The organism is Flavihumibacter solisilvae, from assembly GCF_000814475.1.
Taxonomy (GTDB): domain Bacteria; phylum Bacteroidota; class Bacteroidia; order Chitinophagales; family Chitinophagaceae; genus Flavihumibacter; species Flavihumibacter solisilvae.
Genome location: NZ_JSVC01000028.1, coordinates 1 through 18,008 on the forward strand (window position 1 = coordinate 1; position 18,008 = coordinate 18,008).

Below are 18,008 nucleotides of genomic sequence, written 5' to 3' on the forward strand. Positions count from 1 at the left end.
GTAAATGGGTTACCGAGGGTAAAAATATAAACTAATCTGAAACTGCAAAATTTTTTTTTGTTGTTTAATCAGAAATGATTAAGCAACAACTTCAGTTGAAGAAACAGAAACAACAGTCTTGTTGTCTTTGGTCTTCCTGAATTCTACAACACCATCAGTAGTTGCGAACAGTGTGAAATCTTTTCCAACACTAACGTTCTTGCCTGGGTGATAAACAGTACCACGCTGACGAACGATGATGTTTCCAGCAATAGCAGGCTGACCACCGAAGATCTTTACACCAAGACGCTTGCTTTGTGAGTCGCGACCGTTCTTAACACTACCTTCACCTTTTTTGTGTGCCATGACGAATAAATTTTAAACGGTAATAATACCGGGATTATGCGATTTCGTTGATCTTGATTTTGGTATAGTGATTCCTGTGACCAATCTTTTTACGGAATCCTTTCCTTCTTTTCATTTTGAAGGCGATGACTTTGTCACCCTGGAGATGATCTACGATTTCAGCTTTAACTACAACTTTAACCGCGTCACCTGCACTGAGGCTTCCGTTGTTATCGACCAGCAATACTTCAGAGAATTCTACTTTATCGCCGGCGTTACCTGACAATTGAGGTACATACAAGGTCTGGTCTTTTTCTACCTTGAATTGCTGCCCGGCTATTTTAACAACTGCAAACATAACTTACCAAAATTAGGAGTGCAAAGGTAAGGGGAAAAACCTTACTTGCAAATAGATTTTCAGAAATAATTACTGCAAATTTAAGGTGCCGGAACGAAATGACCCCCTAAATTTGCCGGCATTCAAGCAGCCTGACAGTATGAAATTCAAGTCTTTCCTGGCTAAACCTTTTGCGGCCTATGTGGTGAAACAGGTGAAAAAGTCCATGCAGAACGCCGTCCCCGACCAGGAGGCCATCTTCCGTGACCTGCTCAAAACAGGTGCCAATACCCAGTTCGGCCGGGATCACCACTTCGATTCCGTCAAAACCCCTGAGGAGTACCGCCAGGCTGTTCCCCTCCGCGATTACGAAGGTTTCCGCCCCTATATCGACATGATCAAGGAAGGGAAACATAATATATTATGGAAAGGCGTGCCGATGTACTTCGCCAAAACATCCGGTACCACCAGTGGTATTAAATATATCCCCATCTCCAAGGAGTCCATGCCGAACCACTTCAACAGTGGTCGGAACGCGGTTTTCTGCAATATGGCTGAGATAGGCAGCTCAAACATCTTTGACGGAAAAATGATCTTCCTTTCAGGATCCCCGGAACTGGAAAGGATCGGCGGCATCCCCACGGGCAGGCTCAGCGGCATTGTTAATCACCAGATCCCAAGTTATCTGAGGACCAACCAGTTGCCTTCATACGAAACGAACTGTATCGATGACTGGGAAACCAAACTGGACCGGATCGTCGAGGAAACCATCAACCGTAACATGACACTGATCAGTGGTATCCCACCATGGATGCAGATGTATTTCGACCGCCTGATCGAAAGAAGCGGTAAGAAAGTGGGAGAGTTGTTCCCTGATTTCTCCGTATTGGTGCATGGCGGCGTGAACTTCGAACCTTATAAGGCAAAGCTTTTTGAAAGCATCGGCAGGAAAATAGCTGCTATTGAAACATACCCTGCTTCAGAAGGATTTTTCGCTTTCCAGGATTCGCAGGAAGCTGAGGGACTTCTCCTCAATACCAACAGCGGCATCTATTTCGAATTCGTGCCTGCAGAAGAGATCTTCCTGCCAAACCCTAAAAGGATCGGCCTGCAGGATGTAAAAGTTGGGCAGAATTATGCCATTATCATTAACTCAAATGCCGGACTGTGGAGCTACAATATCGGCGATACAGTTAAGTTCGTTTCAACGGACCCGTATCGTATAGTAGTGTCGGGCAGGATCAAACATTTCATTTCCGCTTTCGGCGAACATGTGATCGGTGAAGAAGTGGAATACAGCCTGATGAAAGCTGCAACAGAAGCTGGAGTGCACATCACTGAGTTTACCGTAGCACCCATGATCTCGCAGGACAAAGGCAAATCATACCACGAATGGCTGATCGAGTTTGACAACAGGCCCGAAGATATCAGTGCGTTTGCAGAACAGGTGAATGCAAATCTCCGTAAAAAGAACATCTATTATGATGATCTCATCACCGGGAATATACTGTTGCCCCTGCGGATTACTCCTGTCCGTAAGAATGGCTTTATTGATTATATGAAGAGCATCGGGAAACTTGGTGGCCAGAATAAAGTACCAAGGTTGAGTAACGACAGGGCACTCGCTGATGCCCTCACGCCATGGAAAGAAGAATTTTAAATTTTTTTTTGACTTATTTCCGCTAAAAACTTATAGTTTTGTCCATCATTTTAAATAACGAAGGCATTACTAATTGAACATGAAAGCATTCCAACAACATAGCGCTCCTCTCCAGATGGATAGCCGGGTTGTATTTTCTCCGGAAGCTGCCTTTTGTTTTTTGCCACGACCGCGACGTGGTTGCTGGTAGGACGAGCCCTTTGCAACGGCCCCTATCAGTGAAAAAAGCCCCACGAAATTTATTCTTACACAATACGTGTACGCTAAAATTTACTGATTCTTAATTTACTGTAAGTGGAAACACAAAACATTATCGTCAGGGTAGCCACTCCCGATGATAGCCATTTTGCAACTACCATCACCGATGAAATGGAATCGTCAGCCAAGGCCCGGGGAACCGGTATCGCCAAACGCTCGCCCGAGTACATCGTTGAAAAGATGCATGAAGGAAAAGCAGTGATCGCATTGACTGAAGACGGTACCTGGGTTGGTTTTTGTTATATCGAAACCTGGAGCCATGGTGAATACGTGGCCAATTCAGGACTGATCGTATCACCTGCATTCAGGAAAAGCGGAGTTGCAAAACGCATCAAGGAGTGTACGTTCAAGCTTTCGCGTGAAAAATTCCCCAATGCGAAACTGTTCGGTCTCACTACCGGCCTGGCCGTTATGAAGATCAACTCCGACCTGGGATATGAGCCGGTAACGTATTCTGAGCTCACACAGGATGAAGCCTTCTGGTCTGGTTGCAAAAGTTGTGTGAATTTCGACATCCTCATGAGCAAGGAACGCAAGAATTGCCTGTGTACCGCCATGCTCTACGACCCTAAGGATCATTACAAGCCCGAAGAAACTGCAGCTGATTTCAAGCAGCACTCGAAAGCATATGAACGCCTCATGCGATTCAAGCAGTCGCGTTTCATCAAAGCCTTCCTGAAAAAAGCCACAGGCACGGACAATACCGGCGATAAACAAGGTGGCGCTTCTTCAGGAAAGAAGAAGATGTTTTCCCTGCTCCAGTTCTTCTTTAACTTTTAAAAACAGACCAGCTAATAATGTCACAGAAAGTTGTTTTAGGATTCAGTGGTGGCCTGGATACCACCTTCTGCGTAAAGTATCTGAGTGAAGACAAAGGATACGAAGTGCATTCCGTTATCGTGAATACCGGTGGTTTCACCGACGACGAACTGAAGAAGATCGAAGCGCATGCATATGCTCTTGGCGTGAAATCGCACAAGACCGTGAATGCCGTTAAAGGATATTATGACCGCATTGTCCGTTACCTCATTTACGGGAATGTGCTCAAGAACAATACTTATCCCCTGAGTGTAAGCGCGGAAAGACTTAGCCAGGCGCTGCATATTGCTGAACATGTTAAGGAGATCGGCGCTGATGCCGTTGCGCATGGCAGTACCGGTGCAGGAAACGACCAGGTGCGTTTTGATATGGTGTTCCATATTATGATCCCCGGTGTGGAGATCATTACACCTATCCGCGACCTGAAGCTAAGCCGCGAAGCAGAGATCGAATACCTGAAGGAGAAAGGGGTAGCAATGAACTTTGACAAAGCTGTTTACTCTATCAATAAAGGATTGTGGGGAACCAGTGTAGGCGGAAAGGAGACACTTTCCTCGAAGGGAATGTTGCCGGAAGAAGCCTGGCCTACACAGGTGACCAAATCAAATCCTGAAGAAGTGAAACTGCACTTCGAAAAAGGAGAACTCACGGCCATCAACGACCGCAAGTTTGATCACCCCGCGGAAGCTATCCAGCACCTGCAAAGCATTGCGGGTCCATTCGGCATTGGCCGCGATATCCATGTCGGCGACACCATCATCGGCATCAAAGGCCGCGTTGGATTTGAAGCCGCTGCTCCCATGGTGATCCTGAAGGCACACCATGCCCTCGAAAAGCATGTGCTCACCAAGTGGCAGCTCAACTGGAAAGACCAGCTCGCACAATTCTATGGCAACTGGATGCACGAAGGCCAGATCCTGGATCCTGTAATGCGCGACATCGAGGCCTTCCTCGAGCGCTCACAACAGAATGTTACCGGTGACGTATATGTGCAGTTGTTGCCGTACCGTTTCCAGGTGACCGGCATCGAATCTGCTTTCGACCTGATGTCGTCGAAGTTTGGCAAGTATGGCGAAATGAACAGTGGCTGGAGTGGTGAAGATGTGAGAGGATTCTCGAAAATATTCGGTAACCAGACTGCGATCTGGAACGCCGTAAACAAAGGTGAATAATACATTATTATGATCAGAATCGGAATAGTAGGAGGTGCAGGCTACACTGGTGGTGAATTGATCAGGATATTGATCAATCACCCTGCAGCGGAGATTGTTTTTGTACATAGCAAAAGCAGTGCGGGAAAGCCCTTGCACTCGGTTCACCAGGACCTGGTCGGAGAAACAGGAATGCTGTTTACGGATAAGCTCGACACGACGGTTGACGTACTGTTTCTCTGTACAGGACATGGTGATGCGAAGAAATTCCTGGAAGCAACAGCGCTTCCGGATCATGTCAGGGTCATTGACCTGTCAAACGATTTCCGCCTGGTTGCAAATGCTGAATTCCAGGGCAGGAAATTCGTGTATGGATTACCAGAACTCAACCGCGAAGAGATCCGCAAGGCCCAGGCCATTGCTAACCCAGGCTGCTTTGCAACTGCCATCCAGCTCGGGCTGCTGCCACTGGCAAAAGTCGGTTTGCTTTCCGATATCTATACTACCGGTATTACCGGGTCAACCGGAGCTGGACAATCCTTTTCAGGGACATCGCATTTCAGTTGGCGCGCAAATAATATCCAGGCTTATAAAACATTATCGCACCAGCATCTTGGTGAAATAGGACAATCGCTCCTGCAACTGCAGAGAGAAACAGAATTTGACCTGAGCTTTGTTCCTTGGCGCGGCGATTTCACGCGTGGAATCTTCATCAGCTCCACATTGACCTGCCCGCTTCCGAAGAAGGAATTGCTCGACCTGTATAATGAATTTTATGCCGATCATCCGTTCACTTTCGTGAATGATGATGCCATCTTCCTGAAACAGGTGGTCAATACCAATAAGGCTGTTGTGCAGCTTGAAAAAGTAGGAACAAAACTCGTGGTACATTCCGCAATTGATAACCTGCTCAAAGGAGCAAGCGGCCAGGCTGTACAGAACATGAACCTGATGTTCGGGCGCAATGAATGCGAAGGCCTGAAGCTCAAGGCGAACTTTTTTTAATTTTTCTTTTCACTTTTGAATCTGAAGAATGAAACTCTTTGACGTATACCCCCTTAACAATGTCGCCATCACCAAAGCAAAAGGATCTAATGTGTGGGACGACAAGGGAAACCAATACCTCGATATGTATGGTGGTCATGCCGTGATCTCCATCGGTCATACCCACCCGCACTGGGTTGAAAAGATAGAATCACAGCTGCGGCAGATAGCATTCTACTCGAATTCGGTGCTGATTCCACAGCAACAGCAACTCGCAGACAAGCTCGGTAAACTTTCAGGAAAGAACGATTACCAGCTTTTTTTATGCAATTCCGGTGCTGAAGCAAATGAGAACGCATTGAAACTGGCATCCTTTCATACCGGCAGGAAAAAGATCGTCGCTTTCCGGAAATCATTTCATGGAAGGACCTCGCTGGCAGTTGCTGCAACCGACAACCCCGCCATTGTTGCACCGGTGAACCAGACCAATAATGTCATCTTTCTTCCTTTCAATGATACTGCTTCCCTGCAGGCACTGTTCAATGCACAGGGTAAAGAAATAGCAGCCGTGATCGTGGAAGGAATCCAGGGTGTAGGAGGCATTAATGTGGCTTCAACAGAATTCCTGCAGGCTATCCGCAGGCTGTGCGATGAGTCAGGCGCAGTTTTCATTGCCGATGCCGTTCAGTGTGGTTATGGCAGAAGTGGTAAGTTCTATGCGCAGGATCATTCCGGCGTAAACGCAGATATTTATTCCATGGCTAAGGGCATGGGAAATGGATTCCCTGTGGCCGGCATTTCCATTGCACCGCACCTGCAGCCGAAGTATGGCATGCTGGGAACTACCTTCGGTGGGAATCATCTCGCATGTGCAGCTGCGTTGGCTGTGCTTGAAGTGATGGAGCAGGAAAACCTGATGGAGAATGCTAAGCAAACAGGAGATTACCTGATGGAACAACTGAAGGCTATGCCAAAAATCGCGAATGTAAGAGGAGCAGGACTCATGATCGGGTTTGATGTTCCGGAAACACATAAAGACCTCCGTAAGAACCTGCTCGAAAAGCATCGCATTTTCACCGGGGAAGCCAAGCCAAACGTAATCCGTTTACTTCCATCACTCGCGCTCACGAAGGCAGAAGCCGATACCTTTCTCGGGGCATTGCGTGAAGAACTGAACTAACCGATAACTGAACTGTATATGAAGAATTTCGTTTCCGTAAAAGATGTAAAAGACATTAACGCACTGGTACAGGAGGCGCTCGCGTATAAGGCGGATCCGTATAAAGACATCAACCTTGGTACGCGCAGGCGGATCGGGATGTTGTTCCTGAATCCCAGCATGCGCACGCGCCTGAGTACCCAGGTAGCTGCACAGCAGCTGGGTATGGAAGCGGTAGTGTTTAATGTCGGTAGTGAAGGCTGGGCACTGGAATTCGAGGAAGAAGCAATCATGAGCGGCAATACTGTTGAGCATGTGAAAGATGCGGCGCCGATCATGGGGAAATATTTTGACATCCTATGTATCCGGACTTTTCCTTCCCTCAAGAACCGGGACGACGATTACAGCGAACTTTATATCAACCAGTTCATCAAATATGCAGGCATCCCGGTAGTGAGCCTGGAAAGTGCCACACTGCACCCGCTCCAGAGCCTTACCGATATTATCACCATGACCGAGGTGCTGTCACAATCACCCAAGCCGCAGGGCAAGCCGAAAGTAGTTCTTACCTGGGCACCGCATGTAAAGCCCCTGCCACAATGTGTGGCCAACAGCTTCGCTCAGTGGGTAAATGCATGGGGACAGGCAGAGTTTGTTATTGCACACCCGGAAGATTATGAACTCGATACCCAGTTTACCCAAGGTGCGACTATTACGCACGACCAGGAAGAAGCCCTTCGCGATGCCGACTTCGTGTATGTGAAAAACTGGAGCACCTTCCACGACTACGGCAAGATCTACTGCAATGATCCGTCCTGGATGCTTACGAATGAAAAACTGCGGGTATCACGAAATGCAAAAGTGATGCACTGCCTGCCGGTTCGCCGCAATGTTGAACTGAGCGACGAGATTCTCGACAGTACCAACAGCCTCGTGACCACGCAGGCGGGAAACCGGGTGTGGGCAGCGCAGGCTGTATTAGCGAACCTGCTGCGAAGCAAGTGAGGAGTGGGTAGGACAGATTTGACTTTTAAATATTGATTTTAATTGAACAAGCTTTTCATCATAAAAATCGGCGGAAACGTAATTGACAATTCCGACGCACTTCGGTCATTTCTTGGCGATTTCGCCACCGTGGATGGTAGGAAGATCCTTGTGCATGGCGGCGGTAAAATTGCAACCCGGATCGGTGAACAGTTGGGTATAGAATCGAAATACGTAGACGGACGAAGGATCACCGACGACCAGACGATTGACCTGGTCACGATGGTGTATGGCGGACTGGTTAATAAAAAGATCGTAGCCCAACTGCAGGCACTTAAGTGCAATGCACTCGGAATTTGCGGCGCCGACGGCAACCTTGTTCCGGCAGAAAAGCGTCCTGTAAAAGAAATTGACTGGGGCTGGGTAGGTGATGTGAAAAGCAACCAGTTGCCTTCAGACCGATGGCAGGTTCTCCTTGATAATGGATTTGTACCAGTGCTGGCGCCACTCACGCACGACAGCAATGCTCATATCATGAACACGAATGCCGACACTATGGCGTCGGCAATAGCTGTAGCGCTTTCAACGGCTTATGACGTGCGGCTGATCTATTGCTTTGAAAAGAAAGGTGTGCTTGAATCCGTGGAAGATGACAACTCCGTCATCCGTACCATCAACAAAGAGTCCTACGCACAACTGAAAGCAGAACAGAAATTATTTGCGGGGATCCTTCCCAAGCTTGACAATGCATTTGCAGCCATTGATGCAGGTGTAAAGGAAGTATTGATCGGTCACGCAGACGATCTGCTGCAGAATACAACTCCATCTACTACCGGAACACTCATTTCTGCATGACAGTCGACCATTTATATAAAGACGCGTTATCACTGCTGAAAGCATTGATTCAAACACCTTCACTCAGCAGGGAGGAGGACAAAACCGCTGACCTCATCTATTCATACCTGCAGGAAAGAGGAGTTAATGTGAACCGGTATCTGAATAATGTCTGGGCGGTAAATGAACATTTCGATAAGTCAAAGCCGACCCTTCTTCTCAATTCCCATCATGATACCGTGAAACCAAATCCGCAATACACCCGTGATCCGTTTGAGGCCGGTGAAGAGGATGGGAAATTATTTGGTCTCGGAAGTAATGACGCAGGTGGCTGTCTCGTTGCCTTAATTGCTACATTTCTTCACTTCCATGATCAAGCGGACCTGGCATGGAACGTCGTGATCGCAGCAACGGCTGAAGAAGAGATCTCAGGCTTCAATGGCATTGAAGCCTTGTTACGTGCACCTGAATTCATGCTTTCGGTTGGACTATCATCAACAACCGGCGAAGCTGCCGGGCTTTATAAAAACTGGTCCGGCATCGTAGGGGAACCAACACAGATGAAGCTTGCGGTTGCAGAAAAGGGCCTGCTGGTCATCGACTGCACAGCTGAAGGAGTGGCTGGTCACGCTGCAAGGGAAGAAGGCGTTAACGCCATCTATAAAGCTGTAGACGATATCAACTGGTTCCGTACTTACCAGTTTCCGAAAGTGTCTCCCACGCTCGGGCCGGTAAAGATGAATGTAACCGTCATCAGCACTGAAAATAAAGCCCACAATGTTGTGCCGGCTGCCTGTTCATATACTGTCGATATCCGCGTGACCGACGCATATACCCACGAGGAGATCCTCGATATTGTGAGGTCGAATATCTCATCACAGGTTAAGCCACGCAGTACACGCCTGCGTGCAACTGCCATCCCGATGAATCATCCGCTCGTTCGCGCGGGTTTGTCACTCGAAATAGATTATTACGGGTCACCCACATCTTCCGATAAAGCCCTGATGCCTTTCCCAGCACTGAAGTGCGGTCCGGGTGACAGTGCAAGAAGCCATACCGCCGATGAATTCATCTATGTCGTTGAGCTGGAAGAGGGAATCATAGAATACATTGAAATAATCTCAAGGGCGATGAGGCTACATCGAAGTTAGACCGGTGCCTTTTGAATTTTAAATTTTGAATTATAAATTATTACCGTGAAACTCTGGCAGAAAAATATCACCTCGCTGAAGGAAGTGGAAAAGTTTACGGTTGGCCGCGACCGTGAGTTCGATACGATGATGGCTGCACAGGATGTGCTGGGAAACATGGCCCATGCGATCATGCTGTCGGAAATCGGGTTGCTTACGAAACCGGAGGCGAACGAGTTGGTAACGGAACTGAAGAAGATCTACGGACGTATTGGCAAGGGAGAGTTTGTGATAGGTGAAGGCGTTGAGGACGTTCATTCCCAGGTGGAATTCCTGCTTACTGAATCACTGGGTGATACGGGCAAGAAGATCCACAGCGCCCGCAGCAGGAATGACCAGGTGCTGGTGGACCTGAAGCTGTTTATCCGCGACCAGGTGCAGGAGCTTGCAGAGGCGGTACAACCCCTTTTTGACTTGCTGCAGCGCCAGAGTGAAAAATATAAGGATCACCTGCTTCCCGGTTATACCCACCTGCAGCTGGCAATGCCGTCGTCGTTCGGACTTTGGTTCGGAGCCTATGCCGAAAGCCTGGTCGATGACCTGGTGACCCTGCAGGCAGCCTATGAAGTGGTGAACAAGAACCCGCTTGGGTCGGCAGCAGGATATGGTTCTTCTTTTCCCATCAATCGTACCCGCACTACTGAACTGCTTGGCTTTGCTGCGCTCAGCAACAACGTGGTATATGCGCAGATGGGCCGCGGAAAAGCGGAAAGGGTGGTGGCAATGGCTATGGCCAATATCGCAGACACCCTCTCGCGCCTTTCAATGGATGCCTGTCTTTTCCTGAACCAGAACTTCGGTTTCATCAGCTTCCCGCCGGAACTGACCACCGGAAGCAGCATCATGCCCCATAAAAAAAACCCGGATGTATTTGAACTCATCCGTTCCCATTGCAACCGGATCAAGGCATTGCAAAATGAGATCATGATGATGACCACAAACCTGCCCTCCGGTTATCACCGCGACCTCCAGCTGCTGAAGGAACACCTGTTCCCAGCCTTCGCAACCCTGAAAGATTGCATCAGCATGGCGGGACTCATGCTCGAAAATATCGAGGTGAAGCAAAACATCCTGGCCGATGAGAAATATAAATATCTCTTCAGCGTGGAAGAAGTGAACAAACTCGTGCTTAAAGGGATTCCCTTCCGCGATGCATACAAACAGGTCGGATTGTCTATTGAGGATGGCAGTTATAGCTACGACACCCACCTGCAGCATACGCATGAAGGCAGTATCGGCAACCTGCGGACTGCCGAGATCAAAAATGCCATGGAACAGGTGATGGAGCGCTTTAATTTTCAGGACACAAATGCTGCTATCGCACAATTATTACGTTAATTTGCCGCATGCAGAAACGTATAGCAATATTCGGATCCACCGGTTCAATAGGAACGCAAGCGCTTGAAGTGATCGCTGCCAACCCGTCAATGTTCCAGGCAGAAATCCTTACGGCGCAGCATAATGATGAATTACTGGTTGAGCAGGCCCGCAGGTTCAATCCAAATATTGTTGTCATCGGTGACGAAACACGCTATGAAAAGGTAAAGGCTGCATTAGCCGGAACAGACGTAAAAGTTTTTGCAGGGGAAAATGCGCTCGAAGAAGTGGCGGCAATGGATTGTTATGATCTCATGCTGGCTGCTATTGTAGGTTTTGCGGGACTGAAACCTACCCTGCAGGCCGTTGAACAGGGGAAAGCGGTAGCCCTCGCCAATAAAGAAACACTGGTTGTGGCAGGCGATATCGTAATGAAAAAAGCGATCGAAAAAAGAGTGCCGATCATCCCGGTTGACAGTGAGCATTCCGCCATTTTCCAGTGCCTGGTAGGAGAGAACTTGAACCCGATCGATAAAGTGATCCTGACTGCATCAGGTGGCCCCTTCCTCGGCAAGAAACCAAACTTCCTCGTAAATGTAAAGCGTGATCATGCCCTTCAGCATCCCAACTGGAATATGGGTGCCAAGATCACGATTGATTCAGCAACGCTGATGAATAAGGGATTGGAAATGATCGAGGCCAAATGGCTCTTCAACCTTCGTCCCGAGCAGGTACAGGTGCTCGTTCACCCGCAAAGCATAATTCACAGTATTGTTCAGTTTGAAGACGGCAGCCTGAAAGCTCAGATGGGATTGCCCGACATGAAGCTGCCGATTCAATATGCCATTTCCTTTCCGCAAAGGATTCCAAGCAAATTTCCAAGATATGATTTCCGCCGGCCGAATACCCTCACTTTCGAGGAGCCGGATGTAAAAACTTTCCGCAACCTCACACTAGCTACCGAAGCGCTGTTCAAAGGCGGAAACCTACCCTGCGTGCTGAATGCAGCCAATGAGATCGCAGTATTTGCGTTCCTTAGAAACAGGGTGGGCTTCCTCGATATGACTGATGTCATTGAAAGGACCATGCAAAAAGTTGCCTTTATCGCGCAACCCACCCTGGAAGAATATTTTGAAAGTGACGCCGAAGCCCGCGAATTCGCGGCTACCCTGATTCATTTGTGATCACTGACTTAGTTGTATACAACAACAGTATCTACTTTGAAGATGGTAGAACCGTTGTAAAACTTCAGTGTCAGTTTGCCTGGTGTTTTGGGAGTGATCCTGAGGACAGTATCTTTTGAATATTGAATGTCAGGGCATGTGGTATCTTTTTTATTGGGATTAGGAATGCTTCCCACTGCAAAGATGTCAAACTCTTCAGAAACACCATTTCTGGCACCATCATATCCTTCAAAACGATAACAGAGGTTTGACCCGGTTACAGTGACCTGGGCTACCATCGTATCACCGACCTGGGTTGAGTCAGGCGTAATCACCCTGGAAAAGTTCATGGGTACAAGGATCCGGTCTGGTTCCGGAACGTCGTTGGATTTGAGGCAAGCACTGAACAGGACTACGGCAATCGCTACAAAAACGAGATTTTTCATTCGAATGATTTTTTACTTGACAATTTTGCGGCAAATTACGTTGTCAGTTTTGTAAAAAATTTATGTTCCCGGTAGGGTTTTTTCCCGGATATTTGTCACTAGTCAAAAACGTATCTTACAGAATTTTAATATGACGTTGTTAGCTATCAATTGGGCGGAAGTAGCAGTTAAGGCCGGGCAATTTATCCTTTCCTTTTCCATCATAGTAGTACTTCATGAATTGGGTCACTTCTTACCTGCGAGATGGTTTAAATGCAGGGTGGAGAAGTTTTACCTGTTTTTCAATCCATGGTTTTCCCTTTTCAAAAAGAAAATTGGCGAAACGGAATATGGACTGGGATGGGTGCCTTTCGGCGGCTACGTAAAGATCGCCGGCATGATCGACGAAAGCATGGATAAAGAGCAGATGAAGCAACCGGCGCAACCCTGGGAGTTCCGCAGTAAACCTGCATGGCAGCGACTCATCATCATGCTGGGTGGTGTCACTGTGAACCTGATCCTCGGGTTTCTCATTTATGCATGCATGTTGTGGTACTGGGGTGAATCCTATGTGCCGACTAATAAATTCAAGTATGGGATTGCCACCGATTCACTCGCACAGAGCATCGGCCTGCGCGACGGGGACCACCTGCTTCGTGTGGATGGTGAATACATCGATCGCTTCAACAAGATCCCGCTCAAAGTGATCCTTACCGGCGCAAAGACACTTGAGGTTGAACGGGATGGGAAACCGGTTACTGTAAATATTCCGGACGATTTTGCAGCCAAACTGATCCATTTTAAAACGATCAACTTTATCGATATGCGGGTGCCCTTTACCGGCATCGATTCCGTTATTGATACCAGCGCCGCCGCACGTGCGGGGCTCAGGAAGAACGACCAGGTATTGGCTGTAAACGGCAAACCTGTTCCATATTACCACGAGTTCCGAAAGGCGATCCAGTCGAACAAGGGCAAACCGATCGAAATGCAGGTTGTCCGCGGAAAAGACACGTCCAATGTGGCAGCAACAGTTTCCGAGAATGGCACCATCGGCGTTTATCCACTGTCCACAGTTGATTCGTTCGAAGTAAAGAAAATCAGTTATGGTTTCTTCGACGCAATTCCTGCCGGCTTTACCAAGAGTATCGAAACACTTGAATCATATTGGCTGCAACTGAAGCTCATCTTCAGTGGTAAAGTGAATACCAACGAATCGCTCGGAAGCGTGATCAGCATCGGTAAGATGTTTGCACCGCAGTGGGACTGGATGCAGTTCTGGAGCCTTACGGCTTTCTTCTCGCTGGTGCTGGCGCTGATGAATATTCTTCCGATACCAGGGCTCGATGGGGGGCACGCATTGTTCACAATAATCGAAATGGTAAGCGGACGTAAGCCGAGTGAAAAATTCCTGGAGTATGCGCAGATGGTCGGAATGGTGTTGCTGCTTGGTTTGATGGCGTATGCACTGGGACTTGATATTTTCAGGTTGTTTAAGTAAAGCACCTTAGATCCGATTTAAAATCTAAAATATAAATTCAAAAGTCCGTCTCACTTGAAGATGGACTTTTTCAATTATTAATGTTTATCTTTTGCCTTCTGATCCGGTACCCGATTTTATAATTAATTTTTACTATTTACTTTGGAAAAGATTTATCTCTCAGATTACGGCCCAAAAGTGTCTCCTGCGATTTATGGTTTCTGGAGGTGGGATGACAGTAGTGCTGCTGCAGAAAATGAGATGGAGAAGATCATCAATCTTTGTCTTGAGCTGGGCATTAACACCTTTGATCACGCAGATAAATATGCCGGCTTTCTGGGGGAAGAGATCTTTGGGAAAGTAATGGAGAAGAAGTCGTTCAAGCGGGAAGATATCGTTCTCTTTACCAAATGCGGATTGAATGTACCGCACCCGAACAACCCTGGTGTACGCATTCCGCATGTTGATACCAGTGCTGCGCATATCACGCGCAGCGTGGAGAATTCACTCCGTAAACTCCAGACCGATTATATAGACATCTTCCTGCTCGACCAGCTCGATCATTTGTCTGACCTGGAAGAAACGGTGATTACGCTGGAAAGGCTTAAGCATTCAGGTAAGATCCGGAATCTCGGGGTTGCAAATTTTTCTGTCTTCAAACAACAACTACTTGCCAATCACCTCCGCATTCCGGTTGTGACAAATCATATAGAACTTAACGTGCTGCAAACGCAGGCTATTGATAATGGCCAGCTCGATTATATCAGGCAGAAATACAGTCGCCCGATTGCATCTGCTCCCCTCGCTGATGGACGCATTGAAAACGGAACAGACGCCCAGGCAGTGAAAGTCCGTGCCAAGCTTGAAGAGATCGGCAAGAAATATGACAGCACGGTTGAATCCACAGCAGTTGCCTGGCTCAACAAGCTCGGAGCACTACCGCTAATCGGAACGCGAAACGAGCAGCGCATCCGCAACATTGTAAATGCATTCAACATCAACATGGATCACCAGGACTGGTACGACCTGTATTACACTTCGATCGGGCAATAGGTCACGGTGATTATTGAAGTATGAAATCGGCGTGTTCTTTCAGGCCAATTTTTATTTGTGCCTGGCCCATTGGGTACAGATAAACTAGTATGCCTTCCCTTCGGGAGAATTTCATTGGTGATATGAAATCACTGTCGCCGGCGACTAAGACGATTTTATCGATTGTCCTTTTTGACGACATCCAGGCAATATTAAGCGAAGCCTCCATCTATCAAAATTGCTACCTTATGAAACATAGCCTTGAGTCTTGGGCACAAAAAACCGCAGGCTGCCCATTCTACACAGACCCCTGCGGTAGTATGATATGCCGGCCTACCGGCGTTCGGATTCTGATGCAAAAATAATACTGGAACTACAATCGGCAAACAGTGTTTTCACCTATTCACTTAATCAACTGGTGATTTTGATGTCATTCTGTACGCAAGTTCTTTACCGGGTTCATCCATGCAGCTTTAATGGCCTGGAAGCTGATTGTAACCAGTGCAATGATCGCAGCGAGAATGCCCGAGGCAAGGAAAACCCACCAGGGCATGTTGATGCGATAGGCGAAGTCCTGCAGCCAGCTGTGCATGAAGTACCAGGCGAGCGGGAAAGCAAGCACCGCAGCGAGAGCGACAAGCTTCAGAAAATCGCGTGAGATAAGTGTTACGATGTTCTGCGTGCTTGCGCCAAGTACTTTGCGGATCCCGATCTCTTTAATGCGTTGTGAGATGCTGAATGCACTAAGACCGAGTAGCCCGAGACACGCAATGAAAATGGCGATACATGAAAAGATGGTGAAGATATTTCCCTGCCGCATTTCCGTCTGGTAGAGGCGATTGAAATTTTCATCAAGGAAGGTATACTGGTAAGGCGTTTCGGGCAGGTATTTCTTCCAGGTTTCCTCGAGATGACCCAGGGCACCTTTCAGGTTATTCCCGGCAATCTTTACCGAAATGTTTGAATAGAATGCCTGGGTCGGCGCCGGTAATATCAGCACCAGCGGCAGGATCTTCTGGTGCATCGATTCAAAATGGAAATCCTGCATGATGCCGATCACGCGGCCATTTATTCCACCATATAAAAAAGGCTTGCCCACGGCTTCTCCTGTCGACTTCCAGCCCAGCGCTTTCACTGCTGCTTCATTCAATACGAAGGATGCGGTATCCGTTCCGAACTCTCGTGAGAAATTTCTTCCCTTCACTATCTTAATGTTATAGGTTGGTAGGAAATCATGGTCTGCCATTACATACTTGACATCCACATTCGACGGGCGCATGGAATCGCCTGCCATTGTGGAAGCGCCCATATTGTCCAGCAGCCGGCCTGTCGGGATACGCGACGAACGGGTTATTGACAACACTGCTGGGTTGCGTTGAAGGTCGTCGCGGAACGCATCAAACCGGTCATTGATCACAGAATAAAATGGTAATGTCACCACATGCGAGCGGTCATATCCCAGGTCCTGAGTTTGCATATACCTCAACTGTTTAAATACAGTTACAGTGCTGATGATAAGTACAATCGAAATGGCGAACTGTACAGTTACCAATACTTTCCTGAATGAAATGCCACCGGTTGACTTCAGCAATCCTTTCAACACTTTTACCGGCTGGAAAGCAGACATGAACATGGCAGGATAAATACCTGCGAGTATGCCGACAACAAATGGAACAGCCAGCAACAGTGGAAGATATTTCCAGTTAATCACCGACCCTGCTGAGAGTAACTGTCCGCTTACTTTATTAAGCCATGGCAGGGCAAGGATAGTGCATGTCAGAGCCAGCAGCAATGCGATTGCCACCAGAAGTACAGATTCGCTCAGGAACTGCGAAATGATTTCCTTTCGCTGTGCACCAACCACTTTCCGGATGCCTATTTCCCGCGCACGAAGCGTTGACCGTGCAGTGGAAAGGTTCATATAATTGATACAGGCGATCAGCAGGATAAAGAGCGCAATTGCAGAGAAGATGTAAACACGTTTGATGTCACCGTTTTCTTCCGCTTCATAATCGAGGTGGGAGCGGAGGTGGATATCCGTAAGTTTCTGGAGGTGCAGGCTGGTAAGTTGTGATGGCTTAAATCCGGGCATGGTGTATTCCCTGCTCATATGCTTGTCAACAAATGCAGGAAAAAGCTTTAACAGTTGCTCCGGTTTGAAGTTCTGCGGCAATAAAATATAATTGAGGAAAGAATTGTTTCCCCAGTTTGTGCGCAGGTTTTCTTCGCCGTAGATCGCACTATCCTTCAGCGTATTGAAGGAGATCATAATAGAAGGATGGATATGCGAGTTGGCAGGGAAAGCTTTATACACGCCTGCAACTTTGGCGTTCTGCTGGTTGTCGAACCGGATCTCTTTGTTCATCGGATCTTCGTTCCCAAAATATTTCTCCGCCATTTCTTCACTTAGCATGATGTGGAACGGGTTTGACAAAGCCTGCTTTGCATCGCCTTTGATCATTTGGAGATCGAAGACTTCCGGTACAAACTCGTCTGCAAAATACACTTCCGTTTCTGCGAACATCTTTTCGCCATAGCGCATTACCACAGGATTATCGAGCGGCAATAACCGTGTCAGTTTTTCAATCTGTGGGAAGTCGTTCCGCAGTAAGGGAGCAAAAGGAGGGGAGATGGTTCCAAGATGCAAGGCAACATTTCCATCCGGGGTTCGGAATTCACGGGTGATCCGGTAAATCCGGTCGGCCTTGCTATGGTATTTGTCATAGCTCAGTTCATTCACGATATAGATCGTGATGAGCAGGCAACAGGTGAGACCGACGGTCAGGCCGAACAGGTTGATAAAGGAAATAAAGGGATGCTTCCCCAGGTTCCTGAAGGCGATTTTTATGAAGTTGCGGATCATGGCAAAGTTATATAGCCTAATATAACCA

At 47.7% G+C, this 18,008-nt stretch carries 16 protein-coding genes; 12 read left to right on the forward strand and 4 right to left on the reverse strand.

The annotated features are described in order from the left end of the window. Window positions 1–78: 78 nt before the first annotated feature. Together rpmA and rplU are read right to left on the reverse strand one after the other, a co-directional pair. Window positions 79–345 carry a 50S ribosomal protein L27 gene (gene rpmA / locus OI18_RS21020; RefSeq protein WP_039143723.1) on the reverse strand — a complete coding sequence of 89 codons (267 nt, stop codon included), beginning with the start codon at window positions 343–345 and terminating at the stop codon, window positions 79–81. A 34-nt stretch (window positions 346–379) separates the two neighbouring features. Beyond that, window positions 380–682: a 50S ribosomal protein L21 gene (rplU, locus tag OI18_RS21025; protein WP_039143725.1), complete on the reverse strand. Its 303-nt coding sequence runs from the start codon at window positions 680–682 to the stop codon at window positions 380–382. Between the two features lie 139 nt (window positions 683–821). On the opposite strand from rplU, the gene OI18_RS21030 reads away from it, so the two are divergent. From OI18_RS21030 to OI18_RS21075, 10 genes are all read left to right on the forward strand, one after another. Continuing rightward, a complete protein-coding gene (locus OI18_RS21030; protein ID WP_039143781.1) occupies window positions 822–2,321 on the forward strand; it encodes a GH3 auxin-responsive promoter family protein in 1,500 nt (499 codons plus the stop codon). Window positions 2,322–2,615: 294 nt separating this feature from the next. Then, window positions 2,616–3,359 (forward strand): GNAT family N-acetyltransferase, encoded by a 744-nt coding sequence (locus OI18_RS21035; protein ID WP_039143727.1) that lies wholly within the window; start codon window positions 2,616–2,618, stop codon window positions 3,357–3,359. Between the two features lie 17 nt (window positions 3,360–3,376). Next, window positions 3,377–4,570 (forward strand): argininosuccinate synthase, encoded by a 1,194-nt coding sequence (gene argG / locus OI18_RS21040; RefSeq protein WP_039143734.1) that lies wholly within the window; start codon window positions 3,377–3,379, stop codon window positions 4,568–4,570. A gap of 9 nt (window positions 4,571–4,579) precedes the next feature. Further along, entirely contained in the window at window positions 4,580–5,554 is a 975-nt protein-coding gene (gene argC / locus OI18_RS21045) for an N-acetyl-gamma-glutamyl-phosphate reductase (RefSeq protein ID WP_039143736.1), read from the forward strand. A 28-nt stretch (window positions 5,555–5,582) separates the two neighbouring features. Next, on the forward strand, window positions 5,583–6,713 hold the full coding sequence (locus tag OI18_RS21050) for an aspartate aminotransferase family protein (RefSeq protein WP_039143739.1): 1,131 nt from the start codon (window positions 5,583–5,585) through the stop codon (window positions 6,711–6,713). Window positions 6,714–6,731: 18 nt separating this feature from the next. Beyond that, a complete protein-coding gene (locus tag OI18_RS21055; protein WP_039143742.1) occupies window positions 6,732–7,697 on the forward strand; it encodes a Rossmann-fold NAD(P)-binding domain-containing protein in 966 nt (321 codons plus the stop codon). A gap of 42 nt (window positions 7,698–7,739) precedes the next feature. Continuing rightward, window positions 7,740–8,531 (forward strand): acetylglutamate kinase, encoded by a 792-nt coding sequence (gene argB, locus OI18_RS21060; RefSeq protein ID WP_039143744.1) that lies wholly within the window; start codon window positions 7,740–7,742, stop codon window positions 8,529–8,531. Beyond that, window positions 8,528–9,661, forward strand: coding sequence for a M20 family metallo-hydrolase (locus OI18_RS21065; RefSeq protein WP_039143747.1), 1,134 nt, complete (start codon window positions 8,528–8,530; stop codon window positions 9,659–9,661). The genes argB and OI18_RS21065 overlap by 4 nt, the downstream gene beginning before the upstream one ends. A gap of 45 nt (window positions 9,662–9,706) precedes the next feature. Continuing rightward, window positions 9,707–11,038 (forward strand): argininosuccinate lyase, encoded by a 1,332-nt coding sequence (argH, locus tag OI18_RS21070; protein WP_039143750.1) that lies wholly within the window; start codon window positions 9,707–9,709, stop codon window positions 11,036–11,038. An 8-nt stretch (window positions 11,039–11,046) separates the two neighbouring features. Continuing rightward, window positions 11,047–12,201, forward strand: a complete 1,155-nt coding sequence (locus OI18_RS21075; RefSeq protein WP_039143752.1) for a 1-deoxy-D-xylulose-5-phosphate reductoisomerase — start codon at window positions 11,047–11,049, stop codon at window positions 12,199–12,201. Window positions 12,202–12,209: 8 nt separating this feature from the next. On the opposite strand, the gene OI18_RS21080 is transcribed toward OI18_RS21075, so the two are convergent. Next, entirely contained in the window at window positions 12,210–12,626 is a 417-nt protein-coding gene (locus OI18_RS21080; RefSeq protein WP_039143754.1) for a putative periplasmic lipoprotein, read from the reverse strand. A gap of 130 nt (window positions 12,627–12,756) precedes the next feature. Between OI18_RS21080 and rseP the strand changes: the two genes are divergently transcribed. Both rseP and OI18_RS21090 read left to right on the forward strand, forming a co-directional pair. Then, a complete protein-coding gene (gene rseP, locus OI18_RS21085; RefSeq protein ID WP_039143755.1) occupies window positions 12,757–14,106 on the forward strand; it encodes an RIP metalloprotease RseP in 1,350 nt (449 codons plus the stop codon). A gap of 141 nt (window positions 14,107–14,247) precedes the next feature. Next, the gene (locus OI18_RS21090; protein WP_039143756.1) at window positions 14,248–15,138 is read left to right on the forward strand and encodes an aldo/keto reductase; all 891 of its coding nucleotides are present in this window, start codon (window positions 14,248–14,250) and stop codon (window positions 15,136–15,138) included. 409 nt (window positions 15,139–15,547) lie between these two features. Here the strand turns inward: OI18_RS21090 and OI18_RS21100 are convergent, their stop codons facing one another. Then, window positions 15,548–17,980 (reverse strand): ABC transporter permease, encoded by a 2,433-nt coding sequence (locus OI18_RS21100; RefSeq protein WP_039143761.1) that lies wholly within the window; start codon window positions 17,978–17,980, stop codon window positions 15,548–15,550. Between the last annotated feature and the right edge of the window lie 28 nt (window positions 17,981–18,008).